This window comes from Citrobacter sp. MGH103, assembly GCF_001034475.2.
Taxonomy (GTDB): Bacteria; Pseudomonadota; Gammaproteobacteria; order Enterobacterales; family Enterobacteriaceae; genus Citrobacter; species Citrobacter freundii.
This window is the reverse complement of the sequence record NZ_CP073043.1, coordinates 361,632-376,416: the sequence shown is the minus strand read 5'-3', so window position 1 is coordinate 376,416 and position 14,785 is coordinate 361,632. Positions and strand designations below refer to the sequence as shown.

At 53.4% G+C, this 14,785-nt stretch carries 16 protein-coding genes and 1 pseudogene; 6 read left to right on the top strand and 11 right to left on the bottom strand.

Annotated features, from left to right (window positions below; translation table 11 throughout):
- Nucleotides 1-2: 2 nt before the first annotated feature.
- From tusC to fkpA, 4 genes are all read right to left on the bottom strand, one after another.
- The gene (gene tusC, locus SK33_RS01765; protein ID WP_003023649.1) at nt 3-362 is read right to left on the bottom strand and encodes a sulfurtransferase complex subunit TusC; all 360 of its coding nucleotides are present in this window, start codon (nt 360-362) and stop codon (nt 3-5) included.
- A complete protein-coding gene (gene tusD / locus SK33_RS01760; RefSeq protein ID WP_003023646.1) occupies nt 362-748 on the bottom strand; it encodes a sulfurtransferase complex subunit TusD in 387 nt (128 codons plus the stop codon). The genes tusC and tusD overlap by 1 nt, the downstream gene beginning before the upstream one ends.
- Nucleotides 748-1,470, bottom strand: a complete 723-nt coding sequence (locus SK33_RS01755) for a helix-turn-helix transcriptional regulator (protein ID WP_003023643.1) — start codon at nt 1,468-1,470, stop codon at nt 748-750. The genes tusD and SK33_RS01755 overlap by 1 nt, the downstream gene beginning before the upstream one ends.
- A gap of 167 nt (nt 1,471-1,637) precedes the next feature.
- On the bottom strand, nt 1,638-2,456 hold the full coding sequence (fkpA, locus tag SK33_RS01750) for an FKBP-type peptidyl-prolyl cis-trans isomerase (protein ID WP_048218755.1): 819 nt from the start codon (nt 2,454-2,456) through the stop codon (nt 1,638-1,640).
- 232 nt (nt 2,457-2,688) lie between these two features.
- On the opposite strand from fkpA, the gene SK33_RS01745 reads away from it, so the two are divergent.
- The gene (locus SK33_RS01745) at nt 2,689-2,907 is read left to right on the top strand and encodes a protein SlyX (protein WP_003023639.1); all 219 of its coding nucleotides are present in this window, start codon (nt 2,689-2,691) and stop codon (nt 2,905-2,907) included.
- 198 nt (nt 2,908-3,105) lie between these two features.
- Here the strand turns inward: SK33_RS01745 and slyD are convergent, their stop codons facing one another.
- The 4 genes from slyD to kefG form a co-directional block, all read right to left on the bottom strand.
- Nucleotides 3,106-3,711 (bottom strand): peptidylprolyl isomerase, encoded by a 606-nt coding sequence (slyD, locus tag SK33_RS01740; protein ID WP_003023634.1) that lies wholly within the window; start codon nt 3,709-3,711, stop codon nt 3,106-3,108.
- Between the two features lie 94 nt (nt 3,712-3,805).
- Nucleotides 3,806-4,006 carry a YheV family putative zinc ribbon protein gene (locus SK33_RS01735; protein WP_003023632.1) on the bottom strand — a complete coding sequence of 67 codons (201 nt, stop codon included), beginning with the start codon at nt 4,004-4,006 and terminating at the stop codon, nt 3,806-3,808.
- Nucleotides 4,007-4,015: 9 nt separating this feature from the next.
- Nucleotides 4,016-5,821 (bottom strand): glutathione-regulated potassium-efflux system protein KefB, encoded by a 1,806-nt coding sequence (kefB, locus tag SK33_RS01730; protein WP_003023630.1) that lies wholly within the window; start codon nt 5,819-5,821, stop codon nt 4,016-4,018.
- Nucleotides 5,821-6,372, bottom strand: a complete 552-nt coding sequence (gene kefG, locus SK33_RS01725) for a glutathione-regulated potassium-efflux system ancillary protein KefG (RefSeq protein WP_003023629.1) — start codon at nt 6,370-6,372, stop codon at nt 5,821-5,823. The genes kefB and kefG overlap by 1 nt, the downstream gene beginning before the upstream one ends.
- Nucleotides 6,373-6,504: 132 nt before the next feature.
- Between kefG and SK33_RS01720 the strand changes: the two genes are divergently transcribed.
- A complete protein-coding gene (locus SK33_RS01720; RefSeq protein WP_048218757.1) occupies nt 6,505-8,406 on the top strand; it encodes an ABC transporter ATP-binding protein in 1,902 nt (633 codons plus the stop codon).
- Nucleotides 8,407-8,515: 109 nt separating this feature from the next.
- On the opposite strand, the gene SK33_RS01715 is transcribed toward SK33_RS01720, so the two are convergent.
- Together SK33_RS01715 and prs are read right to left on the bottom strand one after the other, a co-directional pair.
- Nucleotides 8,516-10,006: a nicotinate phosphoribosyltransferase gene (locus SK33_RS01715; protein ID WP_048218759.1), complete on the bottom strand. Its 1,491-nt coding sequence runs from the start codon at nt 10,004-10,006 to the stop codon at nt 8,516-8,518.
- Between the two features lie 14 nt (nt 10,007-10,020).
- On the bottom strand, nt 10,021-10,881 hold the full coding sequence (gene prs / locus SK33_RS01710; protein WP_048218761.1) for a ribose-phosphate diphosphokinase: 861 nt from the start codon (nt 10,879-10,881) through the stop codon (nt 10,021-10,023).
- Between the two features lie 191 nt (nt 10,882-11,072).
- On the opposite strand from prs, the gene SK33_RS01705 reads away from it, so the two are divergent.
- The 4 genes and pseudogenes from SK33_RS01705 (at nt 11,073) to SK33_RS01690 (ending at nt 14,034) form a co-directional block, all read left to right on the top strand.
- Nucleotides 11,073-11,792 (top strand): NUDIX hydrolase, encoded by a 720-nt coding sequence (locus SK33_RS01705; RefSeq protein ID WP_048218763.1) that lies wholly within the window; start codon nt 11,073-11,075, stop codon nt 11,790-11,792.
- A 35-nt stretch (nt 11,793-11,827) separates the two neighbouring features.
- Nucleotides 11,828-12,896: pseudogene (locus SK33_RS01700) on the top strand (hydrolase).
- Nucleotides 12,893-13,111, top strand: coding sequence for a YheU family protein (locus tag SK33_RS01695; RefSeq protein WP_003023615.1), 219 nt, complete (start codon nt 12,893-12,895; stop codon nt 13,109-13,111). The pseudogene SK33_RS01700 and the gene SK33_RS01695 overlap by 4 nt, the downstream one beginning before the upstream one ends.
- Before the next feature lie 53 nt (nt 13,112-13,164).
- Complete coding sequence (locus SK33_RS01690; protein ID WP_003023614.1) at nt 13,165-14,034, top strand: phosphoribulokinase; 870 nt, start codon at nt 13,165-13,167, stop codon at nt 14,032-14,034.
- Nucleotides 14,035-14,132: 98 nt separating this feature from the next.
- Here the strand turns inward: SK33_RS01690 and SK33_RS01685 are convergent, their stop codons facing one another.
- Complete coding sequence (locus SK33_RS01685; RefSeq protein ID WP_003023611.1) at nt 14,133-14,537, bottom strand: OsmC family protein; 405 nt, start codon at nt 14,535-14,537, stop codon at nt 14,133-14,135.
- Nucleotides 14,538-14,785: the final 248 nt, after the last annotated feature.

Genomic DNA, 14,785 nt, shown 5'->3' with positions numbered 1-14,785 from the left:
TCTCAAAACCTTAAAATGACGTCATAGTTGCCTAGCTCACGGCGTAAATCTTCCGGTTCAAGCGCTGTCGCATTGATCACAAAATTACTCCCCTGCTGAAGGCCCCGCTCGCGTAATGAGGCAGCGCAGAGCCAACATTGATCGATATCGTACAACCCTAACAGTTTGAAGGTCGCGATATAGTCTCGCGCCAGCACGGCATCCGGTTGCTGTCCCTGAAGGATTTGAAAGACGCCATCACCGATAAAAAACACACCGAGGTCTTCCGTTAATGCAGAGGTCGCCAGCAATGCATCTAACCCTTCACGGCCAGATGCGCTGCCGTGCGGCACGGTAGAAAAGACAAAAGCAACACGTTTCATCAGAATTGCACCACGCGATCGCAGGTCAGGGATGCCTCAGCCAGCGATCCAAGCCCGCTGAGGTTAAAACCTGATTGTAAATTAGCGCCTGCCAGCCCCAGCCGCTTTGCCTCAGTCTCATCAACCACACCGCGTCGCAACGCCGCAGCCACGCAAATATTCAGTGTTACACCATGCTGTTGGTTCAGCTGTTGCCAGGCCCGTACCAGATCGTATTCATCACTGGCAGGCGAAGTGAGTAGGTTGGCGTTATACACACCTTCACGATAGAAAAAGACGCTGCTTAGCTCATGCCCTTCTTTGAGTAGCGCATGAGCAAATTGCAACGCGCTGCTCGCCTGCTGCGTGCCGTACGCAGGCCCCGTCACCATGATGGCAAAACGCATTACTTATCTTGCCCCTGGAAATCGCCACTTTTGAACTGACGAATATAGAGGTAGACCGTATGTTTGGAGATGTTCAGCCGATCGGCGACCTGGTTGATGGCATCTTTAATATCGAAGATGCCTTTCTCATACAAATTCAGGACTATCTGGCGGTTCTTCGCGTTGTTGGAAACATTACGATCGGCATTCACTTCTTCGATTGTGAATTCCAGCGTCTGGGTAACCAGATCTTCCACCGAAGAAGCGAAGTTGACGGCAGAGCCCACTTCCGGGGTTTCCGGTGGGATAAAGGTATTCATTATCTGCGAGAAAGGGACATCAAGGTTCATGTTGATGCACAGCAGACCAATCACGCGATGCTCACGGTTGCGAATGGCAATCGTCACCGACTTCATCAAGACACCGCTTTTCGCACGTGTGAAGTAACACTTCGACACGCTGCTATCCGCACCCGTCATATCATGCAGCATACGCAACGCAAGGTCAGTAATCGGTGAGCCAATTTTACGGCCCGTGTGTTCACCATTAGCAATGCGGATGGCCGAGCATTTCAAATCCTGCAAAGAGTGCAATACGATTTCACAATGGGAACCAATGAGCATCGCCAACCCGTCCACTACCGCTTCGTAGGATTTGAGGATATCGAAGTCGGTTTGATCGAAAGGACGTTGATCCAGCAAATCTAGCTCACTGGTTTCGTTGGTTAAAAGCGACCTGGACATGAAAAAAAGCACTCCTTTTCAGGAGCCTGTCGTTATGTTGTCAGGGCAGGCTCATCACTATTATAGGGGCATCTAAAGTAATACAGCGCACAAGGCGCTTTCCAGTATTAATTATATCCTGTCGATAATAAAAAACCGCCGCCCTGTGGGCGGCGGTTTCTGTTAGCTTATTTTTTGCTGCTGTCTGCAGCTTTATCTGCCGGTGCAGCATCTGACTGCGCGTCAGCTTTCGGTGCCGGTTTGATGTCTAACAGTTCAACATCAAAGACCAGCGTAGAGTTGGCCGGAATGCCCGGAACGCCCGTTTTGCCGTAAGCCAGATCCGGTGGGATAACCAGCTGGATTTTGCCGCCTTTCTTGATGTTTTTCAGGCCTTCAGTCCAGCCCGGGATTACACCGTCAAGACGGAAAGAGAGCGGCTCACCACGGGTATAAGAGTTATCAAACTCTTTACCATCGATCAGCGTACCTTTGTAGTTAACAACCACGGTATCGCTGTCTTTCGGTGCAGCGCCGGTACCTTCTTTCTCTACTTTGTAGACCAGGCCAGTAGCCGAGGTTTTAACGCCTTTCTCTTTAGCAAATTTCTCGCGGTAAACTTTACCTTTGGCTTCATTGTCAGCCGCGTCTTTTTCCATTTTCGCCTGAGCGGAGCTCTTCACGCGCGCTTCAAACGCCTGCAGAGTTTGTTCGATTTCCTGGTCAGACAGTTTACTCTTGTCTGCAAACGCATCCTGAACACCAGCGATCAGTTGATCTTTATCCAGTTTGATGCCCAGCTTTTCCTGCTCTTTCAGAGAGTTTTCCATATAACGACCCAGGGACGCGCCCAGCGCGTAAGCGGCTTTTTGGTCGTCATTCTTGAATGCTGCTTTGCTGTCAGCAGTAGCGGCTGGTTTCGCAGCATCAGCAGCGAAGGTGATCGGGGCATGCAGAGCAACAGCCATTGTGGTCGCCAGCAGCGTTACTTTAAACAGTGATTTCATCCATATCTCCAGGGCCGGGGCATCTCACCCCAGGGTTAACTAACATAAAAATGTACTATAAAGCGTTGCAGAACAAATCAACATACAGGCACGCCCTATTATCACCACTTTTCAGACTCTTTTTGTTTAAATTAGTTTCGTGACCGAAGATTGAGTGCTGTGCAAACAGGCAAAGTTAAGTAGAATTCGCCGCAGTCCGCGATCTGCCGGAGAAAAAAGAAAGAGGTGAATCATGCAGGATACAACAATGGAAACTCGCCTGGCTGAACTGGAAAGTCGCCTGGCATTTCAGGAGATAACCATTGAAGAGCTCAACGTGACGGTGACCGCGCATGAACTGGAAATGGCCAAACTGCGCGACCATCTGCGTCTGCTGACGGAAAAGCTCAAAGCAACGCAACCGTCCCACATCGCGTCGCAGTCTGAAGAGACCCCTCCGCCACATTATTGAGACGTAAAAAAGCGGGGATATCCCCGCTTTTTTTGTGTCCGAAAGCGCTAACGCTTATCGGATCTACTCACATATACCCAAAGGATTTCAAATCACAGCAAGGCGGCAAGCTTGAGGAAGTCCTGGGAGCATAGATAACTATGTGACCAGGATTCGAAAGCGCAGCCAACACCGCTGTGGGTTGAAAGACGAAGGGTATTAGTGGCAACCGCAGCCGCCGCCGTTACCTTTACCGCCACCGCCGCAGCAGCCTTCGCCGCCGTGCTCGTGACCATGGTCGTGGCCGTGTCCACCGCAGCAACCGTCATGACCGTGGTCATGATCGTGGTCGTGACCGTGCGCACCGTGAACGTGGCCGTGAGCCAGTTCTTCTTCGGTCGCTTCGCGGATAGCAACAACTTCTACGTTGAATTTCAGATTCTGGCCAGCCAGCATGTGGTTACCGTCAACCACAACGTGGTCGTCTTCCACTTCGGTAATTTCTACCGGTACTGGACCCTGGTCAGTTTCAGCCAGGAAACGCATGCCAACCTGCAGTTCGTCAACGCCCATGAAGACGTCTTTAGGAACGCGCTGCACCAGGTTTTCGTCGTACTGACCGTATGCGTCGTTTGCGCCAACAGCAACATCGAATTTGTCGCCAACTTCATGACCGTCCAGCGCTGTTTCCAGGCCAGAAATCAGGGAACCGTGACCATGCAGGTAGTCCAGCGGTGCACTCACCGGAGACTCATCAACCAACACACCGTCTTCTGTACGTACCTGATAGGCCAGGCTGACCACCAGGTCCTTTGCTACTTTCATGATATCTCCTGAGCATGGAAAGAATAGTGGCGCAGATTGTAGCGGAATTCTGCACCCGTGTACCCTCTAGCTTAAAAAAAGCTGCGCCATATCGCTAGTCCGGATGAAAAATCCCGATCACTTGCTCTTCTTTGCGAACGTGCTCGCGCGCCTCTTTATCGGCTTCCCGCATCTGATGACCGCACTTAACACACTCAACAATATCGATATTATTTTCACGCCACATCGCCAGCGTATCCTGCGACTGGCAGGACGGACATTTTGCACCTGCGATAAAACGTTTACGAATTGCCATGATTATCCTCTACTCAAATTCATCCCAGCCATCCAGCTGACGTCGCTCTTGCTGCATCTCTCGTTGGAAAATTTCCTCCAGCTCGCGCCGTGCTTCCCTGGCTCGAGAGATTTGTACCGTATCTGTATGCATGGGGATCAGTTCCCGCAGCATGCGCATATCCAGCCGACGAAAATGCAGCTGAGCACGCTGGGCCTGGTGCGGATGCATCCCCAGTGTAACCAGCGTTTTACGCCCCAACTCCAGCGCACTGGAGAACGTTTCGCGGGAAAACTGCGTCACACCGGCCTGTAATAACTCATGCGCCTCTACACGTCCGCGCGCTCGCGCAAGAATATGCAAATGCGGAAAATACTGTTGGCACAGTTCCACCAGTTTCATTGTGTCTTCAGGCTCATTACAGGTAATAACAATAGACTGTGCCGCCTCTGCCCCTGCGGAGCGCAACAGTTCCACCTGAGTGGCGTCACCGTAGTAGACCTTATAGCCATATTTGCGCATCAGATTCACCGCGCTGATATCTCGCTCCAGGACGGTAATACGCATTTTATTGGCCATCAACAGGCGACCAATAACCTGACCAAAACGCCCAAACCCCACTACAATCACCTGCGGTTTATCATCTTCCACCCAGGGTTTTTCGTCTTCCTCATCCGTGCCGTTAAACTGGCGGGAGAGCCATTTATCAATCAACTTCATCACCAGCGGCGTGGTCATCATCGACAGCGTGACGGTCACCAGCAGCAACGCCATTTGGTCGCCCTGAAACAGCCGTTGCGAGGATGCCGTTGAAAACAGCACGAAAGCGAATTCACCGCCCTGACTTAAAACCCCGGCAAATTGCATCCGTTCAGAGCTTCTCATGCCGTTAAGACGCGCCAGTACATACAGCACCAGCATTTTTACGACCACCAGCACGATCACACTCGCTGCCACCCACAGAATATGGGTGTAGAGCACGCCGAGATTGAGCGACATGCCAACGGAGATAAAAAACAGCCCGAGCAACAGTCCTTTAAAAGGATCGATTGCCGTTTCCAGCTCATGTCGGTATTCACTTTCCGCCAGCAGCACACCCGCGATAAACGTTCCCAGCGCCATTGACAGCCCCAGCGCATCCATAAATAAAGCAGAACCCAGCACCAACAGCAGCGTGGCAGCGGTGAACACTTCCCGCACGCCAGAATCCGCAATAAAGCGGAAAACCGGACGCAGCAAATAGCGCCCGCCAATCAGCATGCCGGCAAAGGCCAGCACCTTCATTCCCACTTTAATCCAGTCAAAATGTTCGTCAGCAGACCCCGCCAGCAGCGGAACCAGCGCCAGTGCAGGGATCACCGCCAGATCCTGAAACAGCAGCACCGAAAAACCCAACTGCCCGGATTCACTGCGGTTCATGCCTTTCTCACGCATCAACTGCAGCGCCATCGCGGTCGATGACATCGCCAGACCAATGCCGCCAACCACTGCCGCCTGCCAGGAGAACGCAGTGAGCATCAATAATCCGGCCAGCACCACCGCGCTCAGCATCACCTGCGCGGCGCCGACGCCAAAAATTGAACGCCGCAGTTGCCACAGCTTGGCCGGATTAAGTTCCAACCCAATGATGAACATCAGAAAAACCACGCCCAGCTCGGAAAAGTGCAGGATTTCATCCACATCGCTGATGAACCCTAATCCCCACGGGCCGATGGCAATACCCGCCAGCAAGTAACCCAACACCGGGCCGATACCCAACCTGGACGCCAACGGTACCGCCGCCACCGCCGCGAAGAGAAACAACACTCCGGCTGTCAACAAATCTGAACCTTCCATCAGCGGCCTCCCACAGGGATCGGATTCGCCAGCCAGTCACCATACGCTTTCGCATGGCTGTCCAGCTCCTGCTTCGTTTGCCTTCTGGCCCAGTAAACGATAATAGGGCTCATCCAGTGCATGCGGCACATACCGGCCGTCAGCTCGAAAGGGCGCAGCACATCGCTCATTGGATAACGGTTTAGCGCGTCATAGCGGTAGGCACTTTCCGGTTCTCCGGTAGTGATAACGCTACGCCAGTACTTTCCCGCCAGTTGATTCCCTCCGGGACCGCTGGCAAATCCGCGGCTCAGTACGCGGTCAAGCCACTCCTTTAACAGCGCCGGACAGCTATAGGTGTAAAGCGGATGCTGAAAAACGATCACATCATGCTCACGCAGCAGCGCCTGTTCATGCGGAATATCGATAAAAAAATCAGGATAGTGCGCGTAAAGGTCGTGCACGGTAACATTGCTGAGCTGCATGGCCGGTTTAAGCAGAACACGGTTCGCGACCGAGTCCTGAGATTCCGGATGGGCATACAGCAGCAAGACTTTCGCTGGCTGGAACATCATCCCCCTCCCGGTTTTGTCTTTTGTCTATTTTCGACGTTTTGGGCTACCATTGCGCCTCGGTGCGGCAAACGGCCCGCACATTACATTATCATAATGATAAATTAACATAGTCTGAACATACGGCGCCTTATGATTGTTTTCTCATCGTTACAAATTCGTCGCGGCGTGCGCGTCTTGCTGGACAATGCCACGGCCACCATTAATCCAGGGCAGAAGGTTGGCCTGGTGGGTAAAAATGGCTGCGGTAAATCTACCCTGCTGGCATTGCTGAAAAATGAACTCAGCGCCGACGCTGGAGGATTTACCTATCCGGGAAACTGGCAGCTCGCGTGGGTGAATCAGGAAACGCCTGCGTTGCCACAGCCCGCGCTGGAGTACGTCATTGACGGTGACCGCGAATATCGTCAACTGGAAGCGCAGTTGAACGACGCCAACGAACGTAACGATGGACATGCCATTGCCACTGTCCATGGCAAGCTGGATGCCATCGATGCCTGGACCGTGCGTTCACGCGCCGCCAGCCTGCTGCATGGCCTCGGTTTCTCCAACGAACAGCTTGAACGGCCGGTCAGCGACTTCTCCGGTGGCTGGCGTATGCGCCTCAACCTGGCCCAGGCGCTGATTTGCCGTTCAGACCTACTACTGCTCGATGAACCTACCAACCACCTCGATCTCGACGCGGTGATCTGGCTGGAAAGATGGCTGAAAAGCTATCAGGGCACGCTGATCTTGATCTCCCACGACCGAGACTTCCTCGATCCGGTGGTGGATAAAATTATTCATATCGAACAGCAAACCATGTTCGAGTACACCGGCAACTACAGCGCGTTTGAAATCCAGCGTGCGACCCGCCTCGCGCAGCAACAGGCCATGTACGAAAGCCAGCAGGAGCGCGTGGCACATCTGCAAAGCTATATCGATCGCTTCCGCGCTAAAGCAACGAAAGCAAAACAGGCGCAGAGTCGTATCAAAATGCTGGAACGCATGGAGCTGATTGCCCCAGCGCACGTGGACAACCCGTTCCACTTCAGCTTCCGTGAACCGGAAAGCCTGCCAAACCCGCTGCTGAAGATGGAAAAGGTCAGCGCTGGCTACGGCGATCGCGTCATTCTCGATTCGATCAAACTGAACCTGGTGCCGGGTTCCCGCATCGGTCTGCTCGGTCGCAACGGCGCGGGTAAATCGACGCTGATTAAGCAGCTGGCCGGCGAACTGGCCCCCATCAGCGGCGAGATTGGCCTGGCGAAAGGCATCAAGCTGGGCTACTTCGCGCAGCACCAGCTGGAGTTTTTACGCGCCGATGAATCACCAATTCAGCATCTGGCACGCATGGCGCCGCAGGAGCTGGAGCAGAAACTACGAGACTACCTGGGTGGATTCGGCTTCCAGGGCGATAAAGTCAGCGAAGAGACTCGCCGCTTCTCCGGTGGCGAAAAAGCGCGTCTGGTGCTGGCATTGATCGTCTGGCAGCGCCCGAACCTGCTGCTGCTCGATGAACCGACCAACCACCTGGACTTAGATATGCGTCAGGCGCTGACCGAAGCGCTGATCGATTTTGAAGGCGCGCTGGTTGTCGTCTCGCACGACCGTCACCTGATCCGCTCCACCACCGACGACCTCTATCTGGTACACGACAAGAAAGTCGAGCCGTTTGATGGCGATCTGGAGGATTATCAGCAGTGGCTGAGCGATGTGCAAAAACAGGAAAGCCAGGGCGACGAACCGGCGAAAGAGAGCGTTAACAGTGCCCAGGCGCGTAAAGATCAGAAGCGTCGCGAAGCGGAACTGCGCACTCTGACGCAACCGCTGCGCAAAGAGATCACCCGTCTGGAAAAAGAGATGGAGAAACTGCACGCGCAGTTAGCTCAGGCGGAAGAGAAACTCGGAGACAGCGAACTGTACGACCAAAGCCGCAAAGCCGAACTCACCGCTTGTCTGCAGCAGCAGGCCAGTGCGAAATCCGGGCTGGAAGAGTGTGAAATGGCCTGGCTGGACGCTCAGGAACAACTTGAGCAGATGTTGGGTGAGTAAGTTTTTGCCGGATGGCGACGCTGGCGCGTCTGATCCGGCCTACATAAAGCGTGCGGCCTGCTGCCCGTAGGCCGGATAAGGCAAAGCCGCCATCCGGCAAAAGCCCAGCTTAGCCTTGCATCGCCAGACGCTGGCGGATTTCTTCGAAATGCTCGCGGTTAAACAGCTTGCCGTTGAGAAAACGAGTTTTCAGCTCCCCTTCCTGCTCTTGTTTCCAGGTTTGTTCATCATGCAGACGCAGTTCCCCTTGCTCATCACGTGTGACGCGAAGCAGACCACGGGCTGAACGCTTCAGGCCATTATCGGTTTTCGGCTCTTTGAAAATCGTCCGGCCTTTGCCGTCGACTTCTCCCCACGTCGCTTTCATCGCAAAACCGAAGGTGTCACGCGTGTTGTACTGATAGGTAAAGGAACCGACGCCAAACACGACGTTTGAACTGGCAAATCCTTTCGATTCCAGACGACGCAGGATCTCATTCGCCCGCTCAAGGGTGATGGAGTCGCCATAAATCAGTCCAACATGCGGGTCGAGCACCTTGTAACCTTTGGCGTTAATCGTACCGCCAAAAATCTCCCACAGCACTTCCACGGACCCTTTCTCCTGAGCGGTACGATCGCTGCTTGTATCGTTATCTTCGCCAGTACCGCACAGAATCTCTACCGGGTTGCCGCTATCCGGACGGAATACCACACGACCTTCACGCGCCAGAATGATGCTCTTCAGTTCACGGGTAAATTCCGTCAGCACCTGCCAGTAGTCCCAGGTATCAGATACTATCGATACAAATCCTTGCGGGTAGAGATCGGCAATCAGGCGGCGGAAGGTTTCAATCTCATGCTCGCGCTCGCCCATACACATCACGCTGTGTTCAGTAGCTGGAATGCTGGCGCCGATAAAATAGGGCTCGCCGTCGGTGTAGTAATCGCGGGCGTACAACAGAGATGGAATACTGTCGGTCCCTTTAAAGCTCAACAAATGCCCACTGCCCGCCTGCATGGTGTCCTGTAATCCGGACATACCGCGAAATGAAAAGTCATGGCACTGGAAGTCAAGATGCGTCTGGTCGCTACAGGTTTTCTGTGCCCAGCGTGCGCAGATTTTGCGGTAATGGTGAGCAATCGTGGCGTTTGTCGACGCTTTCCACAATTCCGCCGACAGGACGGTCTCCAGGTAATTCACCAGCCAGAAAAATTCGGGTTTGGTGTTGATAATGGTTAAAACCGGCACCGTCATTGGGACTTTGCTACCTTCATCCAGCGCCTTGATGTGCAGCGGCAGATAGCCCAACTGATGCAATGCACGAATATGGTCCACCGCCACTGCATCTTTGCCGAGATAGCTATCCATGACCTGTTTGTATTCACTCACAACCTCATCTTCCGGGCGGGCAAAGAACGCCTCATTAAACAGGTCGACTAAAAACCACTGCATAAACCCCTGCAGGCCGAAAAATACCAGTTTGCCATCCGCCAACGGCGAGGAGAAAAAGCGATCGCTGCGTGGGGTAAAGTTGGAATACACGCGACGGGTGCCCTGCGGATACTGCACGCGGTGAGACACTTTGTAGCCGTCGATAGCTAAAATTGGATTCATTTTCATAACAGGTGTCTCCCTCAGGCGCGGTAAATCGCGTCAATATCGATAAGTTCAAGCTGCGGATGTTCCAGCGTCGGGGCAGCTAAAGAAGTGGTGGTGTAGATGGCGTCAATACCGTTAGCAAACAGGTGTTCAACGCCCTTAGAAAAGATCCCGTGGGTGACGTACAGGCTAACGCTGCGGGCACCGGCATCACGTAGCACCTGCGCAGAACCTATGAAGGTGCCGCCAGCATCACACAGGTCGTCGACAATCAGCAGATCCCTCCCCCTGACGTCTCCGGCCAATAACGCAAATCCCGTCAGGCTGCCGCTTGCCACATCACGTTTTTTGCTCAGGATGGCGTACTGCTCCACACCGGCCGCTCTGGCTACGGCATCAATCTTCTTCAGCGATCCTGCATCGGGAGCAACCAACATCAGCGCGTTTTGCTGAAACAGCCGCGATAATGACGCGCTTTGCATCAGGCAAACCTCCTGGGGGATCGCCACAAAGTTGTCGATTGAAGCCGCCGCCGCGTCACTGTGCGGGTCGAGCACGTTGACCTTGTCAAATTTCAACGTATTGAGCTGACTGGCGAAGACTTTCAGCGCAAAGCTGTCACCCGATACCATATGTCTGTCCTGACGCGCCCACGGCAGCCAGGGAAGGTCGAGATGGCTGACCAGTACATCGGTCTGATGACGGACCGCCTCAACCAGTTGCGCCAGCAGCATAAAATCGTTCATATCGCGCATAGCCGTGGCACGGATGCGCATCAGGCGAGCAAAGGTTGGCAACGCATCGGTGACTTTTAACCAGACAGCACCATCAGGAAAAACACCGCTGGCAACGGCATAGACCTGGTCGTCCAAAGTTAGTGTCAATTTTATGTTCATCGCGCTCACCCCTTAATTGTGTCCCTTCGACACAATTAATAATGTCCCTAAGACACATATTAAGCAAGCAGAAAATGAATTATTTTTAAGCTGTTAGTTAATCCACTGATAAGTAATGAGAAAAAACGAACCTTGCCCCCCGTTGCCGGGCTGGTACACTTATCAGCGTTACAAATCATCGTGAGTACCTTATGACCACCGAAGCCGACTACCTGAATCAGTACGACGCCAGCCGCTTCCCTTCACCTCTGGTGACGGTAGATAGTGTGTTATTTACCCTGCATCAACAGGCGCTGTGCGTATTACTGGTCGAGCGGGCAAAGCAGCCGCAAAAAGGACGTTGGGGATTACCCGGCGGCTTTATTGATATCGAAAACGATGATTCAACCCGTGCCACCGCACTGCGCAAACTCACTGAAAAAACGGGTGTTTCGCCTTCGTGGCTGGAACAACTGGATACCTTTTCCGGGCCTGATCGTGACCCGCGCGGCTGGAGCCTGACGGTCACCTGGTTTGCACTAATCGCCTGGGTAGACTGCGCGCCCCATATCGCCAGCGTCAGCAATGCCCGTTGGGTGCCGGTTGATGAGTTGAAAAACTATTCACTCGCGTTTGATCACGAGAAAATCATTACAGCGGCGCTGCATCGCTTGCGGCAAAAAACGATGTACTCGCTCCTGCCAGTGTACTGCTTGCCGGAAACATTTACCCATGGGCAACTACTCGAAGCCACTGAGGTGATCCTCGGTCAGTCGATCCAGCGTAAAAGTCTGATTCGTCGCTTTGAAGCGTCAGGAATGTTTGAAGATACTGGAGAAAGCGTAGCGACAGGGACGCGTAAAGCCCGCCTGTGGCGACGTAAACCTAACGTCGATTTTCATTTTTTCTCGCGTAACCTGCTGACTGACTAGCGACAAAATCACATATTGGCTAACCCGCACGCGCTGTGCGCGGTATAGTTATTCTTCCCGATTATTAATTGCTCCGGTGTTATGGTTGAAATCACGTCCACAGAAATGACCCCACCTACCGACGATTCGCGAGAATTCCGCCCGATGCGCGGTATCAGTAACCGCCATCTGCAGACGATGCTGCCGCGATTAATTCGCCGTAAGGTGAAGTTCGACGCCCACTGGCAGCGTCTGGAATTGCCCGACGGCGATTTCGTCGATCTGGCGTGGAGTGAAGATCCGCAACAGGCGAAACACAAACCGCGCCTGGTGGTTTTTCACGGTCTGGAAGGTAGTCTGAACAGCCCCTACGCACATGGCCTGATTGAAGCAGCACAAAAGCGCGGCTGGCTGGGCGTGGTAATGCATTTTCGCGGTTGCAGTGGTGAGCCCAATCGTTTGAACCGTATTTATCACTCCGGTGAAACAGAAGATGGCACCTGGTTTTTACACTGGCTGGATCGTGAGTTCGGTCGCGCACCGACCGCCGCGGTAGGTTATTCACTCGGTGGAAACATGCTGGCTTGTCTGCTGGCAAAAGAAGGCAACGATATTCCGATAGATGCAGCGGTTATCGTTTCTGCGCCTTTCGTGCTCGAAGCCTGTAGCTACCATATGGACAAGGGCTTTTCCCGTGTCTATCAGCGCTACCTGCTCAATTTATTGAAAGCCAACGCCTCGCGTAAGCTTGAGGCGTATCCAGGTTCGCTGCCGGTAAGCCTGGCCCAGTTGAAATCTTTGCGCCGCATTCGCGATTTTGACGATCTGATCACCGCCAAAATCCACGGTTTCGCCGATGCTATAGACTATTACCGCCAGTGCAGCGCCATGGCGTTGCTCAATCGGATCGCCAAACCAACGCTGATTATCCATGCTAAAGACGATCCGTTTATGGATCATCACGTGATCCCGAAACCGGAAAATCTGCCTTCACAGGTGGAATATCAGCTGACTGAACATGGCGGCCACGTCGGATTTATTGGTGGCACAGTGCGCCGTCCTGAGATGTGGCTGGAATCAAGAATCCCGGACTGGCTGACAACGTATCTGGAGGCGTCATCATGATTATCCCATGGCAAGATATCTCTCCGGACGCGCTGGACAATCTGATTGAAAGCTTTGTCTTGCGTGAAGGCACCGATTACGGTGAACATGAACGCTCGCTCGAACAAAAAGTCGCCGACGTCAAACGCCAACTACAATCAGGTGAAGCCGTGCTGGTGTGGTCCGAACTGCATGAAACGGTCAACATTATGCCGAGGAAGCAGATTCACGAGTAATCCGTAGCCGCCGGCCGACTTTACTATAATTACAACCATTTCATGGAGTTGTTATGTCTGCCAAACATCCGGTGATTGCGGTAACAGGATCCAGCGGCGCGGGGACCACCACCACCAGCCTCGCGTTTCGTAAAATTTTCGCGCAGTTAAACCTGCGCGCCGCCGAGGTGGAAGGTGACAGTTTTCACCGCTATACCCGTCCGGAAATGGACATGGCGATTCGCAAAGCACGCGATGCCGGGCGGCATATCAGCTATTTCGGCCCCGAAGCTAACGACTTCGGTCTGCTGGAGCAAACCTTCATTGAATACGGCCAGACGGGCAAAGGTCAGTCGCGTAAATACCTGCACACCTACGATGAAGCAGTACCGTGGAATCAGGTTCCGGGGACATTCACGCCCTGGCAGCCGCTGCCTGAACCGACGGATGTCCTGTTCTATGAGGGACTTCACGGCGGCGTTGTCACCCCTCAGCAAAATGTGGCCCGGCATGTCGATCTGCTGGTTGGCGTGGTGCCAATCGTGAACCTGGAGTGGATCCAGAAGCTGATCCGCGATACCAGCGAGCGTGGACACTCGCGTGAAGCGGTGATGGACTCGGTGGTGCGCTCAATGGACGATTACATCAATTACATCACGCCACAGTTTTCCCGTACGCATATCAACTTCCAACGCGTACCAACCGTCGATACCTCTAATCCCTTTGCCGCCAAGAGCATTCCGTCACTCGATGAAAGCTTTGTCGTTATTCATTTTCGTAATCTGGAAGGGATCGACTTCCCGTGGCTACTGGCCATGCTGCAGGGCTCATTCATTTCTCATATCAATACGTTGGTCGTACCGGGCGGAAAAATGGGTCTGGCGATGGAATTGATTATGCTGCCGCTGGTGCAGCGACTGATGGAAGGCAAAAAGATAGAGTGATATGTGGAAAGCGCCCGATGGCGCTTCGCTTATCGGGCCTACGACTCAACATCACCCTGTAGGCCGGATAAGGCAACGCCGCCATCCGGCATCAGCAATTACGCGGCAACCACTTCATAGGAGTGGGTAATGTTCACCGCCTTTTCCAGCATCAGCGCCACGGAGCAGTATTTTTCCGCCGAAAGATCGACCGCACGTGCGACGGACGCATCTTTCAGATCGTTACCCGTTACGATGAAATGCAGGTTGATATGGGTAAACAGGCGCGGCGCTTCATCACGACGCTCGGAGGTCAGCTTCACTTCGCAGTTGGTCACATCCTGACGACCCTTTTGCAGGATCGACACCACATCAATTGCGCTGCAACCACCCGCAGCCATTAAGACCATTTCCATCGGGCTCGGCGCTTTATCACCGGAATTACCGTCCATCAAAATCTGGTGGCCAGAGGCGGACTCACCGAGGAAGGTCAGCCCTTCAACCCACTTAACACGTGCTTGCATATTTTATTACTCCGATGCATCAATTTTCCTGACAGATTACGCGCACACAACAAATCTCGCAACGGAAGGCGACCTGCGTCATGCTGAAGCGAGACACCAGGAGACACACGGCGAAAGCTATGCTAAAACAGTCGGGATGCTACAGTAATACATTGACGTACTGCATGTATGCAGAGGACATCACATTACAGGCCGTCGCACGTATTGACAGCCCCCTTCCCAGGTAGCGGGAAGCACATTTTTGCAAA

Coding starts and splice junctions, on each gene's coding strand:
- slyD (WP_003023634.1), bottom strand. CDS start 3,711: ATGAAAGTAGCAAAGGACCTGGTGGTCAGCCTGGCCTATCAGGTACGT.
- SK33_RS01755 (WP_003023643.1), bottom strand. CDS start 1,470: ATGTCCAGGTCGCTTTTAACCAACGAAACCAGTGAGCTAGATTTGCTG.
- SK33_RS01690 (WP_003023614.1), top strand. CDS start 13,165: ATGTCTGCCAAACATCCGGTGATTGCGGTAACAGGATCCAGCGGCGCG.
- SK33_RS01745 (WP_003023639.1), top strand. CDS start 2,689: ATGCAGGATACAACAATGGAAACTCGCCTGGCTGAACTGGAAAGTCGC.
- SK33_RS01720 (WP_048218757.1), top strand. CDS start 6,505: ATGATTGTTTTCTCATCGTTACAAATTCGTCGCGGCGTGCGCGTCTTG.
- SK33_RS01735 (WP_003023632.1), bottom strand. CDS start 4,006: ATGGCAATTCGTAAACGTTTTATCGCAGGTGCAAAATGTCCGTCCTGC.
- tusD (WP_003023646.1), bottom strand. CDS start 748: ATGCGTTTTGCCATCATGGTGACGGGGCCTGCGTACGGCACGCAGCAG.
- fkpA (WP_048218755.1), bottom strand. CDS start 2,456: ATGAAATCACTGTTTAAAGTAACGCTGCTGGCGACCACAATGGCTGTT.
- tusC (WP_003023649.1), bottom strand. CDS start 362: ATGAAACGTGTTGCTTTTGTCTTTTCTACCGTGCCGCACGGCAGCGCA.
- prs (WP_048218761.1), bottom strand. CDS start 10,881: ATGAACATAAAATTGACACTAACTTTGGACGACCAGGTCTATGCCGTT.
- SK33_RS01715 (WP_048218759.1), bottom strand. CDS start 10,006: ATGAAAATGAATCCAATTTTAGCTATCGACGGCTACAAAGTGTCTCAC.
- kefB (WP_003023630.1), bottom strand. CDS start 5,821: ATGGAAGGTTCAGATTTGTTGACAGCCGGAGTGTTGTTTCTCTTCGCG.
- SK33_RS01695 (WP_003023615.1), top strand. CDS start 12,893: ATGATTATCCCATGGCAAGATATCTCTCCGGACGCGCTGGACAATCTG.
- SK33_RS01685 (WP_003023611.1), bottom strand. CDS start 14,537: ATGCAAGCACGTGTTAAGTGGGTTGAAGGGCTGACCTTCCTCGGTGAG.
- SK33_RS01705 (WP_048218763.1), top strand. CDS start 11,073: ATGACCACCGAAGCCGACTACCTGAATCAGTACGACGCCAGCCGCTTC.
- kefG (WP_003023629.1), bottom strand. CDS start 6,372: ATGTTCCAGCCAGCGAAAGTCTTGCTGCTGTATGCCCATCCGGAATCT.